The sequence below is a fragment of the Mycobacterium sp. genome, assembly GCF_049683935.1.
Classification (GTDB): Bacteria; Actinomycetota; Actinomycetes; order Mycobacteriales; family Mycobacteriaceae; genus Mycobacterium.
In genome coordinates this window covers 1-16,689 of record NZ_JBAUJR010000023.1, presented here as the reverse complement: position 1 = coordinate 16,689, position 16,689 = coordinate 1, and the positions used below count along the sequence as shown (strand labels likewise).

The following is a 16,689-nucleotide window of genomic DNA, read 5'->3' as shown; positions in this document are numbered from 1 at the left end:
ACGCGGGGTTCGTGAACAAGCGTTGACACGATGACGCCGCCTCGAAATCCCGCCGCGCAGACAGCTTTCGGGCCGATAGTGCTGTCGGCGATCGAGCACAACGAGCCGACGGAACGCCGCCTGGTAGACGACGACCTGGCGGTGTCCTTCCTGCCGGCGCGCCTGCGCGCGCTGGTGCGGCTGACCCGCTTCGGCGCCGTACGCCGGGCCGCGCTGTCGGCCATGGACCGTTCGGGTCCCGGATTGTGGGCGAGCATCGCCTGCCGCAAGCGTTACATCGACGAACGCCTGTCGGACCCGATCATCGAGTTCGACACCGTGGTCGTGCTCGGCGCCGGGCTGGACACCCGCGCGTATCGGATCGCCCGGCACAGTGAACTGCCGGTCTTCGAGGTCGACCAGAAGATCAACATCGATCGCAAAGCCGCCGTCGTGCAACGGGCGCTCGGCGCGGCACCCGCATCGGTGCGTCTCGTGGAAGTCGACTTCGAGCGCGACGAGTTGATTCCCGCCCTGGAGGCGCACGGGTACCGCGCAGGCGACCGCACGTTCTTCATCTGGGAGGGCGTCACCCAGTACCTCACCCCGGAGGCGGTGCGGGAGACGCTGCGCCAGCTCAGCGACGCCGCACCGGGCAGCCGCCTGATCTTCACCTACGTGCGGCAGGACTTCATCGACGGGACACAGCACTACGGGGCGGAGGCGGTGTATCGACGATTCCGGCAGCGCACCCAGGTGTGGAAGTCGGGGCTGGTGCCCGAGGAGGTCGGGGAACTGCTGGCCGAATACGGATGGCGCCTCGTCGAGCAGGCCGGGCCGAGCTACTTCCGCGACACCTACATCCGTCCCACCGGACGGGTGGTCTCGGCCTCACCCATCGAATGGACCGTTTTGGCCGAGCGCTGAGATGAGAGCCCTCTCATCTCCGTCTCACCTCGGCGACACACCCGCACGACACCCTCGAGGACATGCGCATCGCCCTGATCGGCGCCATCGTCCTCGTCCTGGCGGCGGGAATCGGCGCCACGACGCTGTCGGTGGTGCCCAGCTCCGACAATGAACCGCTGCGGCCCATCCAGGTCACCGCTCCACAGGTGACCGCCACGCCCCCGCCCGCAGCAGATCCGGCTCCGCCCACTGCCGAGCCGGCCCCTGTTCCCCGCGTGACCGCCGACCAACAGGGCGTTCCGCCCCCTCCGCTGCCCGCGCACACCCAGGCGCCGACGGTGAATCCCGGCGTTCAGGGCGGCGGTGCGGACCGGGACGACGACGATGACGACTGGGACGACGACGATGACCGGGACGACGACTGGGATGACGACAGTGGTGACGGCGACGACGATGACGACTGACCGTGACCGCTTCGCCCGGCAGGATGGCGTCCATGAGCAAGCCCGAACGGTGGCGCCGACTCCTGCCGTCGACCGCCCGCACCCGCATCATCGGGTGGGTGCTGCTGCTGGTGCTCGCAGCCCTGGGAATCGTCACGTTCGTCACCTGGCTGTTGCTCGTCTCGGTCACCAACGAGCGCATGGATGAGGCCCTGCGCATCGAGGTCGCAGAGTTCAACGAACTCACCGCCGACGGAGTCAACCCGCGCACCGGTGAACCATTCGCCGACGTCAACGAGGTGATCAGCGAGGCGATCGCCTACAACGTCGCGCGGCCGAACGAGAAATTCCTCGGCTACGTCGACGGTCGGTACGTGGCGCAGAGCCGGCAGGTGCCGGGGACCCCCGAGGTGCTGGCCGCGGACTCCGCATTCGCCGACCGGGTCGCGACCGTCACCGATCCGGGTCAGAGCCGCTATCACCATCCGGAGGTCGGCGAGGTGCGATACCTCGCGATACCCGTGTCGCTCGCCGGCGATCCGGCACAGGGGGTGATCGTCGCCGCGTACCTCGGTGACGCCGAGCGAGCCGAGGCCGGCGACGCCGCACGGCTGATGCTGCTCGTCGGATCGATCACGATGGTCGGCGCCGCCGGTGCGGCGTGGCTGGTGGCGGGCCGAATTCTGCGACCGCTGCGCGACATCGTCGGCACCGCACGCACCATCAGTGATACCGATCTGTCGCTACGCATCCCGTCTCCCGGCGGGCCTGACGGCGATGAGATCAACGACCTGGTGACGACACTCAACGGCATGCTGGATCGTGTCGAGTCCGGAGTGAGCGCCCAGCGGCGTTTCATCGACGACGCCGGGCACGAACTGCGCACACCGATCACCATCGTCAGGGGACATCTGGAGGTGCTCGATCCCACCGACCAGCAGGATGTCCGCGCAACCGTCGACCTCGTCGACGACGAACTGACCCGAATGAACCGCATGGTCTCCGACCTGCTGGTGCTCGCGCATTCCGAGCAGCCCACCTTCCTGCGCCCCGAAACCGTCGACGTCGCCGCGTTGACCGCTGAGACGTTCGAGAAGATCACCGGCCTCGGTGACCGCAACTTCGAGTTGCAGGTCGCGGCCCGCCGTACCGCCGTCCTCGACCCCCAGCGGATCACACAGGCACTGGTCGCGCTCGCCGACAACGCGTGCCGCTTCACCGGCCCAGGCGGCTGGATCGGCGTGGGCTCCGAGGTCGCGAACGGCTGGCTCAGGTTCTGGGTTTCCGATTCCGGACCCGGTGTCACTCCCGAGCACCGGGCCAGGATCTTCGACCGCTTCGCCCGCGGCGAGCAGATCGGAACCCACTCCGACGGTGCCGGTCTCGGGTTGTCGATCGTGCGGGCGATCGCGGTCGCACACGGCGGAGACGTCCTTCTCGAGTCGGTGGTGGGTCGCGGATCCACATTCACCGTTGCCATCCCCCTGCAGAACGTGTGGTGACCGGGCCATGGCAGCCATCCTGATCGCCGAGGACGAACCCCGGATCTCTGCTTTCATTCGGAAAGGCTTGTCCGCCAACGGCTTCACGGTGGTAGTGGTCTCCGACGGCCCGTCGGCCTACGAGTACGCGCGCACCGGCGACTTCGACCTGATGGTGCTCGACATCGGACTTCCGAAGATGGACGGCTTCGCGGTGCTCGAACGCCTACGGGCCGAGGGCAGTTCACTTCCGGTGATTGTTCTCACCGCCCGCACCAGCGTCGCCGACACGGTGGCCACCCTCGAGGGCGGGGCCGACGACTACATGCCCAAACCGTTCCGCTTCGAGGAACTACTGGCGAGGGTGCGACTGCGACTGGCCACCGAACGGGGCGGCGAGTTGACCGTGTTGTCCCATGGCGGCCTGCGGTTGGATCTGCGGACCCGGCAGGCCCAGGTGGACAATCGCACCGTCGACCTGTCGGCACGCGAATTCGCCTTGGCCGAGACGTTTCTGCGCCATCCGGGGCAGGTACTGTCCCGCGAGCAGTTGCTCAGCCAGGTATGGGGTTACGACTATGACCCCGGCTCCAACGTGGTCGATGTCTATGTCCGCTACCTGCGTCGCAAGTTGGGCGCCGATCGCTTTGTGACGCTGCGCGGCATGGGCTACCGCCTCGAAGCAATCTGAGTGACGACCGCTAGATCTCGATGACCGTAGGCACGATCATCGGCTGACGGCGGTAGGTCTCCCCCACCCATTTGCCGACTGCGCGACGGACGGCCTGCGCGATGCGGGACGGGTCGGTGATGTTCTGGGAGGCAAGGCCGGCCAACTCGGCCTCGACCTTGCGGGCCGCGGGTTCGAGCGCCTTGGGATCCTCGGAGAACCCTCTCGACTGCAGATGCGCCGGGCCCGCCGGCCGACCGGTGCCACGGTGCACGACGACCGTCACCGCGATGAAACCCGAGGACAGGATGAGCCTTTCCCCCAGGGTGGCGTCGCCGACGTCACCGGTGACCAGACCGTCGACGAACATCTTGCCCACCGTCACACCTCCGGCAATGCTGACCTGGCCCGCCGTCAGGTCGACGCTGACGCCGTTCTCGGCCAGCACGATGTTGTCCTCCGGCACGCCGGAACGCGCCGCCAGAGCTGCGTTGGCACGCAGCATCCGCCAGGTTCCGTGCACCGGCATCACATTTCGCGGCCGGACGCCGTTGTAGAGGAACAGCAACTCGCCGGCATACGCGTGACCTGAAACATGCACCCGCGCATGCTGATTGGTGACAACGCGGGCGCCGATCTTGGCCAGCGCATCCATCACGCCGAACACTGCCTCTTCGTTGCCCGGAATCAGCGAGGACGAAAGTATGATGAGATCGCCGGCGGTCAAGGTGATGCTGCGGTGCTCACCACGCGACATCCGTGACAGCGCGGCCATCGGCTCACCCTGGGTGCCGGTGGTGATCAGCACGACGCGGTCCGCGGGCATCATCTCCGCGGCGGCGATGTCGAGGATGTCCTCGTCGGCGACCTTGATGTATCCGAGGTCGCGTGCGATTCCCATGTTGCGCACCATCGAGCGACCGACGAAGGACACCCGCCGCCCCAACGCGACCGCAGCGTCGATGATCTGTTGCACACGATCGACATTGGACGCAAAGCAGGCGACGATGACCCGACCGTCGGCACCGCGGATCAGACGGTGCAACGCCGGGCCGATCTCGCTCTCCGACGGCCCGACGCCGGGGATCTCGGAGTTCGTCGAATCGCAGAGGAACAGATCCACCCCGGCGTCACCGAGTCGCGACATCCCCGGCAGGTCCGTGGGCCTGCCGTCGAGCGGAAGCTGATCGAGCTTGATGTCTCCGGTGTGCAGCACCGTGCCCGCTCCGGTGTGGATGCCTATCGCCAGACACCCGGGGATCGAGTGGTTGACCGCGAAGTACTGACACTCGAACACGCCGTGGGTGGACCGGCCCCCCTCGGCCACCTCGACGAACACCGGCTTGATGCGGTGTTCGCGACACTTCGCCCCGATCAGCGCCAAGGTGAACTTCGAGCCGACAACCGGGATGTCGGGTCGCATCTTGAGAAGGAACGGGATCGCACCGATGTGATCTTCGTGCGCGTGGGTCACGACGAGCGCTTCCACCTCGTCGAGCCGGCCCTCGATGTGGCGTAGATCGGGCAGGATCAGGTCGACGCCGGGTTCGTCGTGGTTGGGGAAGAGCACTCCGCAATCGACGATGAGCAGCCGACCCAGATGCTCGAAAACGGTCATGTTGCGGCCGATTTCGTTGATCCCGCCGAATGCGGTCACCCGCAGGCTACCCGGGGCCAGCGGCCCCGGCGGGGTGAGTTCTGAATCCATCAGGTCCAATTACCTCAATACCGCCGCGGCACGCATGTCTGCGGCCAGTGCATCAAGCTGCTCGTCGGTGGCAGCCATCTGGGGAAGCCGCGGCTCCCCCGCATCAAAGCCCTGCAGCCGCAGCCCCGCTTTGGCCAGCGTGACGCCGCCCAACCTCGTCTGGGCGGCATTGAGCGGGCCGAGCGTGACACTGATCTTGCGCGCGGTGGCGACGTCGCCGGAAGCGAAGGCCGCCAACATGTCTCGCAGCTGACCGGCAGCAACATGGCCCCACACGCTGACGAAGCCGACCGCACCCATAGCCAGCCAGGGCAGGTTCAGTGCGTCATCGCCGGAGTAGTAGGCCAGCCCGGTCTCGGCGATGATCTGCGCACCGCCGTGAAGATCCCCTTTGGCGTCCTTGATCGCGACGATGTTGGGATGCTCGGCCAGGCGGCGCATCGTGTCCCACTCGATCGGGACGACCGACCGCGGCGGGATGTCGTAGAGGAGCAGCGGCAGATCGGTCGCGTCGGCAACCGCGGTGAAGTGCGCGAGCAGGCCCGACTGCGGCGGCCGCGAATAGTACGGGGTCACGACCAGGAGTCCGTGGGCCCCCTCGGCGGCGCAGGCCTTGGCCAGGTGAACGCTGTGCGCGGTGTCGTAGCTGCCCGCTCCGGCCACGATCCGCGCGCGGTCCCCGACCGCGTCGAGCACGGCGCGCAACAGGGTGATCTTCTCGTCGTCGGTGGTCGTGGGCGATTCGCCGGTGGTTCCGGACACCACGAGGCCGTCACAGCCGGCGTCGACGAGGTGGGTGGCCAGGCGGGCGGCAGTCTCGGTGTCCAGCGAGCCATCGGCCTTGAACGGAGTGGCCATCGCGGTCAACAGGGTGCCCAAACGGGCGGTGACGTCGAATCCGCTGGTACTCACGGGAAGCAAGATTACCTGCTCGGCTGATCGAGATACGACTGCATTGTCGCCTCAGATCTCCGTTGCCAGCGGGCTGGTCGCAACCTCCGTGCCGTCCGCGAGCACTGTGATCTCGAAGTCTGAGAACACCTGGGGAGAGACCTCGACGAGTTGGCGCAGGCATTCGATGGCCAGCCGGCGAATTTCGACGTCCGCATGCTCGCTGGCTCTCATCGCGATGAAGTGACGCCAGGCGCGGTAGTTCCCGGTGACGACGATCCGGGTCTCGGTGGCGTTGGGTAGCACTGCGCGGGCGGCTTGGCGGGCCTGTTTGCGCCGCAACACCGCGGCGTTTCCTGCGGGTTGATCGCCGAGGAACTTGGCCTCCAGCCGGGTGAGCAGCTCGGTGTAGGCGGCACGACTGGCGTCCGCGGCGGCGGCGAGGATCTGCTGCAATTCCGGGTCCTCTTCGATGCCAGGAGGGGCTACCACCTGCGAGTCGTGCTCGGGCACATAACGCTGCGACAGCTGCGAGTAGGAGAAGTGCCGGTGCCGGATCAGCTCATGGGTGCAGGATCGTGAGATGCCGGTGATGTAGAACGACACCGAGGCATGTTCGAGCACCGAGAAGTGGCCGACGTCGATGATGTGACGCAGGTAGGACGCGTTGGTGGCGGTGCGCGGATTCGGCTTGGACCAGCTCTGGTAACAGGCGCGACCCGCGAACTCGACCAGTGCGGCGCCTCCGTCGGCGTCGGTGCTCCATGGCACGTCCTCCGGTGCCGAGAATTCGGTCTTGGCGATCAGCTGCACACGCAGCGGCGCGATCTCAGCCACGCGCTGAAGCCTAGCCGCCGTCTCGACACTGCATGGACCGCGCCGCGCGGTTAGGGTGGCCCATGACCGCGACCACGCTCGCCTCGCGCCTGCTCGAGGTCATCGAGTTCGACATCCTGCCGCTGACCGAACGCGGTGTCGCCGGCGGCAACAAGGTGTTCGGGGCGGCGATACTGGACAAATCCGATCTGTCCGTGGTGACCGCGGGCACCAACGACGAAACCGACAACCCGCTCTGGCACGGGGAGATCAACACGCTGCGGCAGTTCTACGAGCTGCCCGGTCGGCCCCCGACTCAGGATCTGCTGTTTCTGACCACCCACGAACCCTGCACGTTGTGCATGTCAGCGATCACGTGGGCGGGGTTCGACAACTACTACTACTTCTACAGCCATGAGGATTCCCGCGACAGCTTCGCGATCCCGCACGACCTCAAGATCCTCAAAGAGGTGTTCGGCCTCGATCCGGGTGGCTACCGCAGGACCAACGCGTTCTGGACGGCTCATGCGATCGGCGACCTCATCGAGGGCGCACCCGAGCCACTGCGCGCCCGGCTGCTCGAGCAACGTGACGGGATCCGCAGCCGGTACGACGCACTGTCAGCGCAGTACCAGGACGGCAAGGGCGACAACGATATTCCGCTCAACTGACGCTGCATCTCCGGCTGCAGCGCTTCGTCAGGTGGCAGGGGTCGACGTGCGTAGCGATCATCCTCGATCGCGGTCGAGGTACCGGTGCTCGATCCGGTTTCCGCCCGCCCGTTTCGACCGGTACATCGCCGCATCCGCCATTCGGATGAGCTGGTCGATGAATTCCGGGTGCTCGAGGGAGGCATCAGCGTCCACGACCACGCTGCAGGTACCCAGGCTGGCGGTGATGCGGAAGGGAAGTGCGGCGATGCCGGCACGGATGCGCTCGGCGGTAACGGCATGGCGCGCGGCGGTATCGGAATCCGCGACGACGAACTCTTCGCCACCCAGGCGACCGAGGATCCCGTCGGCACCACCGGTCTCTTGGAGCACCGCCCCGACGCGAACGAGGGCCTGATCGCCGGCGGCATGACCTTGGGTGTCATTGAGCGTCTTGAAACTGTCGAGATCGACCATCGTGACGTTCAGCCGGAATCCGGTCACATCCCGCTCGCGCACGGTGAGCTCGTGAACCGCATTGTAGAAAGACCGGCGGTTGAGCAACCCCGTGAGGGGGTCACGGTCGGAGTTCCGCAGATCGGTGTGCAGGGAATGGACGAGCGAATGGATACCGAACGGCACCCCGACATTCAGGCCGAGCACGATCAGAAACGATCCGGCCACCACCGCGATGTCTTCGGGGCCGCTCAACATCCGACTGGCGCTCAACGTTGCGCACACCATCGCCACACCGAAGTTCGCCAGCACGTGGGCGAAGGCGTGAAAGTACGCAAGAAACCCGCCGAGTGCGGCGAACAACGTGCATCCCATCAGCCCGCCGTAGGCGTTCGGCACCACAAGACAACCCGCGGCGATGCACCCGCAGCAGATGACGTTGTAGGCGAGCGACTGCGCGCGGGAGGGCCACCGGAACAGCCACAGCGTCGATGCGGCGAACGCCGCGCCGGACGCGATGAGCGCGCCCGCCGTCGTCAGCGCGCTGCTGGGACCCTCGGGACTGGCGAGCATCACGACGGGCACCGCGCCCAAGAGCACGGTGAACACGAAGATCGCCAGCCGCCACTGCCGCTGGAGACCGCGGTCGCGCAGATAGCTACTGAACCAGTCGAACTGGTCGGTCTGCCGCCACCAGGCCATCTCCGCAGTTTGCCCGTCGCTAGTCGAGCGCGCTACGCAACGCGAAGGCGAGATCCCCGCGTTCGGCAACCCTGATCTCGCCGAGCGCGAGCCAGCCCGCCATCGACCGCAGTTCTCCCGCCAACGCCGTGGCGACGTGTGAGCGGTCGCGCCCGCCCTCGGTGAACGCCCCGACGACGTTGAGCGTGCTGTTCGCTCGGTCGGCCTTCAGATCGACGCGGCCCACGAGGTCACCGTCGAGCAGGAACGGCCACACGTAGTAGCCGAACTGACGTTTCGGGGCTGGAGTGTAGATCTCGATGCGGTAGTGGAAGCCGAACAGCCGCTCCACCCTCGGCCGGAAGAAGATCAACGGATCAAATGGGCAGACCAGCGCCGTACCCCGGTCCCGCCGCGGGACGATCTGGCCCGCCCGCAGATAGGCCGGGGCAGACCATCCGGCGACCTCCACCTGCTCGAGCTCACCGGATGCCAGTAGATCAGCGATCGCCGGTTTGACCTGCCGGGCACCCAGCCGGAAGTAGTCGCGGAGATCGGCCTCGGTGCCGACACCGAGGGCGGTGGCAGCCCGCAGCGTGAGCTCGCGGACGGCCTCGCCCTCGTCCACCTCACGATCGATCACCTCGGCGGGCAACACCCGCTCGGTCAGGTCATAGTGCCGCGCGAACCCGACCCGGGTCGCTGTCGTCAGTACCCCGGCCGACCACAGCGCCTCGGCGACCCACTTGGTGTCGCTGCGGTCCCACCACGGACCCTTGCGACCCCGGGGGGACGAGTCGAGGTGGGCCTCGATCTGGCCCGCGGTCGAGGGACCCAACGCTGCGACGGCGTCGACTACGTCGTCGGCGAGTTTGGCGTTCTTCTTGACGATCTCGGTGCCCCACCGACCGTGCTGGTATTCGCGCATCCGCCACCGCAGCAGCGGCCAGTCGTCGACCGCCATCAGCGCGGCCTCGTGTGCCCAGTACTCGACCAGCAGCCGCGGCGATCGCGCCGAATGGCTCCACGCCGCCCGGTCCAGGATGTCGCGGTCGTAGGGTCCGAGTCGGCTGAACACGGGCGCGTAGTGCGCGCGCACCGTCACCGACACCGAGTCCAGTTGCAGCACCTGCAGCCGGGCCGTCAATCGCTTCAGGTGCGCCCTGGTGACCGGTCCGGCCGGCTTGGCATCGTGGAAACCCTGCGCTGCGATCGCCACCCGCCGCGCCTGCGCAGCGGTGAGCCTCATCGCCTCAGATAGCTGTAAAACCGGTAACGCAGCCCCGACGCACTGTCCCGCCAGTGCTCTTCGGTCCCGATCCACGACTCGTCGAGCAGGGGCGCCAGCGCGTCGTCGTCTTCACGGTGCAGGTCGAGGTCCACCTCGGTCACCTCGCATCGTGTCGCCAACGGCATCGCCAGGCCGTAGATCTGCGAACCGCCGATCACCCAGGCGTCGTCGAGAGGGGCATCTTCGAGGGACTGGACTACTTCTGCTCCGTGGGTCACGTAGTCAGCTTGCCGGGTCACTACGACATTTCTGCGGCCGGGCAACGGCCGTACCGACGCAGGCAACGACTCCCACGTCATCCGGCCCATGATCACGGTGTGACCCATGGTGAGCTCTTTGAAGCGAGCCAGGTCTTCGGGTATCCGCCAGGGAATCGTGTTGTCCCGACCGATGACCCCTGAGCTGGACTGCGCCCAGATGAGGTTGAGTCGTGTCATACAGCGACGGGCGCTTTGATCGCCGGGTGCGGGTCGTAGTTCTTGATCACAACGTCCTCATAGGTGTAGCCGAAAATTGAATCGCGATGCCCCAGAACGAGTTCCGGGTACGGCCGCGGTGGACGGGAAAGCTGGAGGGTGACCTGCTCGACGTGGTTGTCGTAGATGTGACAGTCTCCACCGGTCCAGATGAACTCGCCGACCTGTAAGCCGGCCTGGGCAGCCATCATGTGGGTCAGCAGTGCGTAGCTGGCGATGTTGAACGGCACCCCGAGGAACAGGTCGGCGCTGCGTTGGTAGAGCTGACAGCTCAGCCGGCCGTCGGCGACATAGAACTGGAAGAACGCGTGGCACGGCGGCAGGGCCATCTGCGGGATCTCGCCCACGTTCCACGCCGAGACGATGTTGCGCCGCGAATCCGGATCGGATTTGAGCAGGTTGACCGCGGCGCTGATCTGATCGATGTGCTCACCTGACGGCGTCGGCCACGACCGCCATTGCACCCCGTACACCGGCCCGAGATCACCTGTCGGAGAAGCCCATTCGTCCCAGATCGTGACGCCCCGCTCTTGGAGCCACCTGACGTTGGAATCTCCGCGGAGGAACCACAGCAGCTCGTAGACGATCGACTTGGTGTGCACCTTCTTGGTGGTGATCAGCGGGAAACCGGCACCCAGGTCATAGCGCAGCTGATGCCCGAACAAGCTACGGGTGCCGGTGCCGGTGCGATCGGATTTCGGAACCCCGGTATCGAGCACCAGGCGCAACAGATCCTCGTATGGAGTGGCGATCGGCACGCCGTCAGCTTACGTCGCGCCGGCCGGAGTAGAACTACAACCATGCCGAGGATCACCGACACCGTGCCGACCGCTGACGGCACCTGCCCCGTCTCCCTGCACACTCCGGACTCCCAGGGCCCCTGGCCGGGGATCGTCATGTACCCCGATGCCGGCGGTGTCCGTCCGACCTTCCGCGCGATGGCCGACAAACTGGCGGACCACGGATACGCGGTGCTGGTACCCGACGTCTACTACCGCGACGGCGACTGGACGCCGTTCAGCATGGCCACGGTGTTCGAGGACGAGGGTGAACGCGGCCGGCTGTTCACGATGATCAGCAAGATCACACCCGACATCATGGCCGCTGACGCGCGGGCGTTCTTCGACTATCTGTCGTCCCGGCCGGAGGTCAGCGCGGACTCCTTCGGTACCACCGGGTACTGCATGGGCGGACGGACCTCCCTGATCGTCGCCGGGAGGATTCCCGAGCGTGTCGCGGCGGCCATGTCGTTCCACGGCGGTGGGCTTGTCACCGAGGATCCCGACAGCCCCCATCTGCTCGCCGACCGGATCCGGGCGGCGGTCTACGTGGGTGCCGCCCAGAACGACCGCGCCTTCACCACCCAGGACGGCGAGACGCTGGCCACGGCTCTGACCGAGGCAGGCGTCGAGCACACCATCGAGTTCTATTCGGCGTTCCATGGATTCGCCGTCCCGGACAACGGGCCCTATGACGAGCCGGCGGCGCGGCGCCACTGGGAGGCGACGGAATCATTTTTCGGCAGCCATCTGCGATAGACCGTTTTGCCCGGGAAGTACCCGATGAGCGACCATGAACGCCGTGTATGACCAGACCTTCGGTGATCCGACCTCCCACGAGCGCGGCACCCGCATCGATCCGGTGCTGGCCCGTAGCTGGCTGCTGGTCAACGGCGCCCAGTACGAGCGCTTCCAGTCCGCGGCCGACTCGCGGGCCGACATCGTGGTCCTCGACATCGAGGACGCCGTCGCACCGAAGGACAAGGCGACCGCATCCGGCAACGTGACCCGCTGGCTCGCCGCGGGCAACACCGACTGGGTGCGCATCAACGGGTTCGGAACCCCCTGGTGGGCAGGCGATCTGGAGATGCTGGCCGGCACGTCGGTGGGCGGCGTGATGCTCGCGATGGTCGAATCGGTCGACCATGTCACCGAGACCGCCAAACGACTCCCGGGCGTGCCGATCGTCGCCCTGGTCGAGACCGCTCGCGGTCTGGAACGCATCACCGAGATCGCCGCCGCGAAGGGGACATTCCGCCTCGCGTTCGGCATCGGAGACTTCCGCCGGGATACCGGTTTCGGGGACAACCCGACGACACTGGCCTACGCGCGGTCGCGCTTCACGATCGCCGCGAAGGCAGCGCACCTCCCGAGCGCCATCGACGGGCCGACGGTGGGGTCCAGCGCGCTGCGACTGAGCGAGGCCACCGCCGTCTCGGCGGAGTTCGGCATGACCGGCAAGATCTGCCTGACACCCGATCAGTGCGCCACCATCAACGAGGGGTTGTCCCCGTCGATCGAAGAGATCAGTTGGGCCAAGGAGTTTTTCGTGGAGTACGAGCGTGACGGCGGCGAGATCCGCAACGGCTCGGACCTGCCGCGCATCGCGCGCGCCAACAAGATCCTGGATCTGGCACGCGCCTACGGTATCGAACCCTCAGAGTTCGACGACGTCGACGACCCGGTGCACATACCGGCGCCGTCGGACACCTATCACTACTGAGCGCGTTTGCGGGAGTGCATGAAGGTCGCCACTCCGCGCAGGATGCCCCGCGCGGCGTAGACGCCGGCGATGATCGACAGCATGATCAGCACGATGAACAGGATCAGCCAATTGCTCCGACTGTGGCTGACGTTCCACCAGACGATGGTGAACAGGATCACGCAGACGAACACCACGATGTCACGCCAGTTGCCCTCGTAGGAGGTCGCAAGCTCCCGGATCTGGCGGTTCTTGTCGACCGCGGCGACGATGTCGTCGATCCGAATGTCGATCACCCGCTGTAGTTCGGCGCGTCGCGCGACGTCCTCGGGCGGGATGCGGTCGAGAAGGTCCATGTCGCTCTTGATCGACGCCCGAACATCGGGACCTTTGAAGCCACCCGCGGCAAGACCCAGCAGTGCCCCACCGGCGATCGGTGCGCCCGCCATGGCGATTTCGGCGATACCCGGCATGTGGCTCCTCAGCGAGCGTCAGGGGTCTCTGTTGAACGTGCCATTCCACGAGCGCACTCGCATGCGATTGTAGGTTCGGTGGCCCACGACTGGCCGATTCGGCTCGCCGGTTTCCACCGTCGTATATGCGACAGCTTCGTCGCCGTCGAACAGGGTCGCGACGGCGACGCGTTCCTCGAGGATCCCCCGCACGAAATCCAGTGCGCCCCGGTCTCGGATGTCTTCCTCGATCCACGCCCAGAAATGCTCATGGTATTCAGCGAACCCGACGGTGATCTCACTATCGCAGGTGATCCACAGTCCCTCGTCGACGTCCGCGGCAGGTGGCGGATCGAATTCGACGAGGACGTACTCCTCGCCGTAGCGGTTCACTTCCCGCCGAGCGAGGATGCGCCACTGGGGAAACGCTTCGAAGAGCGGCTCTGCAGAGACGATGTCCGGGTCAGACCACATCACCCACCTCCGCTGCCGGGATGAGCGTCAACTTACGTCAACCGACTGGCCGCGTCATTCCATTAATCGAGCAGCAACCGTCGCACCGAGATTCCAGCATGCTTCCAGATCGGCCTTCGTCGGCTTGCCCGACACGACAACCGTCTCTGCGGCACGCTCCCACTGCAGCCCCGTGGTGATTCCGTTCACTGCACGCTCGGCCCCCTCGGTGCCCTCGTTGCCGTGGAGGTACAGACCGAACGGGCGGCCCGACGTCGAATCGATCAGCTGGTAGTAACTCTGATCAAACGCGTGTTTGAGAGCGCCCGAGATATAGCCCAGGTTCGCCGGCGTTCCCAGCACATACCCGTCAGCTTCCAGCATCTCCACCGAGGACACCGTCAGCGCGGGCCGGCGCACCACCTCGACTCCCTCGATCTCGGGATCGGTGGCACCGGAAAGCACCGCCTCGAGCATCTCCTGGCAGTGCGGCGACGGCGTGTGGTGCACGATCAGCAGCGTCTTGCTCATGACGCCTCCATCTGGACGGCCTTCTTCATCGCCTCTCGGGCGCGTGTGCGATCACCCGCATAGTCGTACGCGCGTGCCAATCGGTACCAGCGCTGCCAGTTGTCCCGATCGGACTCCAGCTCGCTACGCACCGTCTCGAACAGCGCGTCGGCGGCGTCCCTTTTGATGCGCCCGGAGGGCATCCGCGGTAGGTCGCTGACGTCGAGTTCCATCCCGCCTTCGCGTGCCAGCCGCGCCAACCGCTGATGTGCCAGGCCCGCCTTCAACGTCGAGACCATCACCCAGACTCCGATGACGGGCATGATCAGGATGGCAGCACCCAGCCCGATTGCCGCGGGTCGCCCCGACGTGATGAACACCAGTGCAGCGCGGCCCAGCATCACGAAGTAGACGATGAGCGCCACGCACATGAAGCCGATCAGCAGCTGGATCCGCAGTGCGCGTGCCCCGTCGCTCATGTCAGGTCGAGCAGCGGCTCGATGCCGATGGTCAGACCCGGGAACTCGCGAATCTTGCGGACCGCGAGCAGCACTCCGGGCACGAACGAGGTCCGGTCGATGCTGTCGTGGCGGATTGTCAGCGTCTCCCCCATGGTCCCGAACAGAACTTCCTGATGTGCGACGAGCCCGGCGAGTCGGATCGAGTGCACGGGAACTCCGTCGACGTTCGCTCCGCGCGCCCCCTCCATGCCGGTGCTGGTGGCATCAGGGTTGGGCGGCAACCCTTTCCGCGCCTCGGCGATCAGCTTGGCGGTTCGGGCGGCCGTCCCCGACGGCGCATCGGCCTTGTGCGGGTGATGAAGTTCGATGACTTCCACCGAGTCGAAGAACCGCGCGGCCTGTTTCGCAAAGTGCATCGACAGCACCGCGCCGATGGCGAAGTTCGGCGCGATGAGCACGGCCGCATCGGGTTTGGCCGCCAGCCAACCCTTGACCTGCTCGATGCGCTCGTCGGTGAACCCGGTGGTACCGACGACCGCGTGGATGCCGTTGTCGATGAGGAACTTCAGGTTGTCCATCACCACACTGGGATGGGTGAAGTCGATGACGACCTCGGTGTCGGCGTCAACCAGTGCGGTCAGAGAATCGCCCGCATCCACACCTGCGGAGAAGGTGAGATCATCAGCGTCCTGCACAGCAGCCACCATGGTCGCGCCGACCTTGCCCTTGGCGCCCAGCACTCCGACTCGCATGGGCTAACCCTAACGTGTCGGCCGACGGCACTCGGGCCTGCCGCTTTCGCCACTCAATTCACTTGTGTCACTGCGGTTTCAAGGTTCACACTCCGAGCGGTTTTGTCGGTGGTCGAATGTATGTTCGAAGCATGTCGGGTACGGCGGTTTTGCAGGAGGCGGTGACCGCGTTACGGGCCGCCTTCGACGCCGTCGCTGCCTGCGACATCGACCTGCTGACCCGCGCTGAGCTGATCGGGCCCCTCGACGAGCTCGAAACGTTGGGGTGCCAGCTCCCGACGGTGAGGCAGCGGTTGCTGGCCCGGCTGCAGACCGAGACCACTCCACAGCAGCTGGGTGCCAAGTCCTGGAAAGACGTCCTGACCGTCCGCTGGCGCCTCTCGGGGGCCGAAGCGAATCGTCGGCTGAACGATGCGGCGGTGTTGGCGCCGCGGCGCACGATCACCGGAGAACCGCTGCCCGCGGTGTTGCCGGCGACCGCCGCCGCCCAGAGCCTGGGGCTGATCACTGGTGAGCATGTCGCGGTGATCCGCGCCGCGGTCAAAAAGTTGCCCGGTTTCGTCGATGCGGCCACCGCGGCCCAGTTCGAAGTCGATTTGGTCCGTGTCGCGGTCGGTGTCGGACCCAAAGAACTCGAGGGCGAAGCCGCGCGGGCGTTGTTCCTGCTCGATCAGGACGGCCCCGAACCCGATGACACCGAACGGGCCCGCAAGCGCGGTGTGTCGGCAGGTAAACAACGCGCCGATCTGATGACACCGCTCACCGCAGAGCTGACCCCCGAGGCGTGGGCGGTGTGGGAGCCGATCTTCGCCAAGTTCGCCGCCCCCGGGATGTGCAACCCCGACGATCCCGAACCGTGCACCTCGGGCACACCGAGTCAGGCCCAGATCGACAATGACCACCGGTTGCTGGCGCAACGCCAACACGACGCGCTGGTGGTGGCCGGGCGGATCGCGCTGATGAGCGGGGAACTCGGACAGCTCAACGGACTGCCGGTCATGGTCATCATCCGCACCACCCTGCAAGACCTCGAGAGCAGAGCCGGGGTCGGTGTCACCGGCGGTGGCACCGTCATGCCGATCAACGACGTGATCCGCCTCGGCGCCCACGCCCACCACAGCCTCGCGGT

The 16,689-nt window shown here is 66.3% G+C and carries 20 protein-coding genes; 8 read left to right on the top strand and 12 right to left on the bottom strand.

The window, feature by feature from the left end:
• Window positions 1-30 precede the first annotated feature (30 nt).
• The 4 genes from WA965_RS01535 (at window position 31) to WA965_RS01520 (ending at window position 3,503) form a co-directional block, all read left to right on the top strand.
• Entirely contained in the window at window positions 31-906 is an 876-nt protein-coding gene (locus tag WA965_RS01535; protein WP_526303315.1) for an SAM-dependent methyltransferase, read from the top strand.
• 62 nt (window positions 907-968) lie between these two features.
• A complete protein-coding gene (locus WA965_RS01530) occupies window positions 969-1,352 on the top strand; it encodes a hypothetical protein (RefSeq protein ID WP_526303314.1) in 384 nt (127 codons plus the stop codon).
• A gap of 32 nt (window positions 1,353-1,384) precedes the next feature.
• Entirely contained in the window at window positions 1,385-2,833 is a 1,449-nt protein-coding gene (locus WA965_RS01525; protein ID WP_526303313.1) for a sensor histidine kinase, read from the top strand.
• A gap of 7 nt (window positions 2,834-2,840) precedes the next feature.
• Window positions 2,841-3,503 carry a response regulator transcription factor gene (locus WA965_RS01520; RefSeq protein ID WP_526303312.1) on the top strand — a complete coding sequence of 221 codons (663 nt, stop codon included), beginning with the start codon at window positions 2,841-2,843 and terminating at the stop codon, window positions 3,501-3,503.
• A 10-nt stretch (window positions 3,504-3,513) separates the two neighbouring features.
• Here WA965_RS01520 and WA965_RS01515 read toward each other — a convergent pair whose 3' ends face one another.
• The 3 genes from WA965_RS01515 to thyX are packed head-to-tail and all read right to left on the bottom strand — an operon-like array spanning window position 3,514 to window position 6,918.
• Window positions 3,514-5,190, bottom strand: a complete 1,677-nt coding sequence (locus tag WA965_RS01515) for a ribonuclease J (RefSeq protein ID WP_526303311.1) — start codon at window positions 5,188-5,190, stop codon at window positions 3,514-3,516.
• Between the two features lie 9 nt (window positions 5,191-5,199).
• Window positions 5,200-6,102 carry a 4-hydroxy-tetrahydrodipicolinate synthase gene (gene dapA / locus WA965_RS01510; protein WP_526303310.1) on the bottom strand — a complete coding sequence of 301 codons (903 nt, stop codon included), beginning with the start codon at window positions 6,100-6,102 and terminating at the stop codon, window positions 5,200-5,202.
• Window positions 6,103-6,153: 51 nt separating this feature from the next.
• The gene (gene thyX, locus WA965_RS01505; protein ID WP_526303309.1) at window positions 6,154-6,918 is read right to left on the bottom strand and encodes an FAD-dependent thymidylate synthase; all 765 of its coding nucleotides are present in this window, start codon (window positions 6,916-6,918) and stop codon (window positions 6,154-6,156) included.
• 62 nt (window positions 6,919-6,980) lie between these two features.
• Here thyX and WA965_RS01500 point away from each other — a divergent pair, with 62 nt between their 5' ends.
• Complete coding sequence (locus tag WA965_RS01500) at window positions 6,981-7,568, top strand: nucleoside deaminase (protein ID WP_526303308.1); 588 nt, start codon at window positions 6,981-6,983, stop codon at window positions 7,566-7,568.
• Window positions 7,569-7,625: 57 nt separating this feature from the next.
• Here the strand turns inward: WA965_RS01500 and WA965_RS01495 are convergent, their stop codons facing one another.
• The 4 genes from WA965_RS01495 to WA965_RS01480 are packed head-to-tail and all read right to left on the bottom strand — an operon-like array spanning window position 7,626 to window position 11,209.
• Window positions 7,626-8,705 (bottom strand): GGDEF domain-containing protein, encoded by a 1,080-nt coding sequence (locus tag WA965_RS01495; protein ID WP_526303307.1) that lies wholly within the window; start codon window positions 8,703-8,705, stop codon window positions 7,626-7,628.
• Window positions 8,706-8,724: 19 nt separating this feature from the next.
• Window positions 8,725-9,933 carry a winged helix-turn-helix domain-containing protein gene (locus WA965_RS01490; RefSeq protein WP_526303306.1) on the bottom strand — a complete coding sequence of 403 codons (1,209 nt, stop codon included), beginning with the start codon at window positions 9,931-9,933 and terminating at the stop codon, window positions 8,725-8,727.
• A complete protein-coding gene (locus WA965_RS01485) occupies window positions 9,930-10,412 on the bottom strand; it encodes a dihydrofolate reductase (RefSeq protein WP_526303305.1) in 483 nt (160 codons plus the stop codon). Before WA965_RS01485 ends, WA965_RS01490 begins: the two co-directional genes overlap by 4 nt.
• Window positions 10,409-11,209, bottom strand: a complete 801-nt coding sequence (locus WA965_RS01480; protein ID WP_526303304.1) for a thymidylate synthase — start codon at window positions 11,207-11,209, stop codon at window positions 10,409-10,411. Before WA965_RS01480 ends, WA965_RS01485 begins: the two co-directional genes overlap by 4 nt.
• 42 nt (window positions 11,210-11,251) lie before the next feature.
• Here WA965_RS01480 and WA965_RS01475 point away from each other — a divergent pair, with 42 nt between their 5' ends.
• Together WA965_RS01475 and WA965_RS01470 are read left to right on the top strand one after the other, a co-directional pair.
• A complete protein-coding gene (locus WA965_RS01475) occupies window positions 11,252-11,989 on the top strand; it encodes a dienelactone hydrolase family protein (RefSeq protein WP_526303303.1) in 738 nt (245 codons plus the stop codon).
• Window positions 11,990-12,032: 43 nt separating this feature from the next.
• The gene (locus WA965_RS01470; protein ID WP_526303318.1) at window positions 12,033-12,953 is read left to right on the top strand and encodes an HpcH/HpaI aldolase/citrate lyase family protein; all 921 of its coding nucleotides are present in this window, start codon (window positions 12,033-12,035) and stop codon (window positions 12,951-12,953) included.
• Here the strand turns inward: WA965_RS01470 and WA965_RS01465 are convergent.
• The 5 genes from WA965_RS01465 to dapB are packed head-to-tail and all read right to left on the bottom strand — an operon-like array spanning window position 12,947 to window position 15,560.
• Window positions 12,947-13,405: a hypothetical protein gene (locus tag WA965_RS01465; protein ID WP_526303302.1), complete on the bottom strand. Its 459-nt coding sequence runs from the start codon at window positions 13,403-13,405 to the stop codon at window positions 12,947-12,949. The two genes, WA965_RS01470 and WA965_RS01465, sit on opposite strands and share 7 nt — an antisense overlap.
• An 18-nt stretch (window positions 13,406-13,423) precedes the next feature.
• Window positions 13,424-13,858 carry a hypothetical protein gene (locus WA965_RS01460; protein WP_526303301.1) on the bottom strand — a complete coding sequence of 145 codons (435 nt, stop codon included), beginning with the start codon at window positions 13,856-13,858 and terminating at the stop codon, window positions 13,424-13,426.
• A gap of 54 nt (window positions 13,859-13,912) precedes the next feature.
• Window positions 13,913-14,368 (bottom strand): flavodoxin family protein, encoded by a 456-nt coding sequence (locus tag WA965_RS01455; protein ID WP_526303300.1) that lies wholly within the window; start codon window positions 14,366-14,368, stop codon window positions 13,913-13,915.
• A complete protein-coding gene (locus WA965_RS01450) occupies window positions 14,365-14,826 on the bottom strand; it encodes a hypothetical protein (protein WP_178362344.1) in 462 nt (153 codons plus the stop codon). The genes WA965_RS01455 and WA965_RS01450 overlap by 4 nt, the downstream gene beginning before the upstream one ends.
• Complete coding sequence (gene dapB / locus WA965_RS01445; protein ID WP_526303298.1) at window positions 14,823-15,560, bottom strand: 4-hydroxy-tetrahydrodipicolinate reductase; 738 nt, start codon at window positions 15,558-15,560, stop codon at window positions 14,823-14,825. The genes WA965_RS01450 and dapB overlap by 4 nt, the downstream gene beginning before the upstream one ends.
• A gap of 116 nt (window positions 15,561-15,676) precedes the next feature.
• Between dapB and WA965_RS01440 the strand changes: the two genes are divergently transcribed.
• The coding region (locus WA965_RS01440; protein WP_526446955.1) for a DUF222 domain-containing protein at window positions 15,677-16,689 on the top strand (1,013 nt) is incomplete at its 3' end.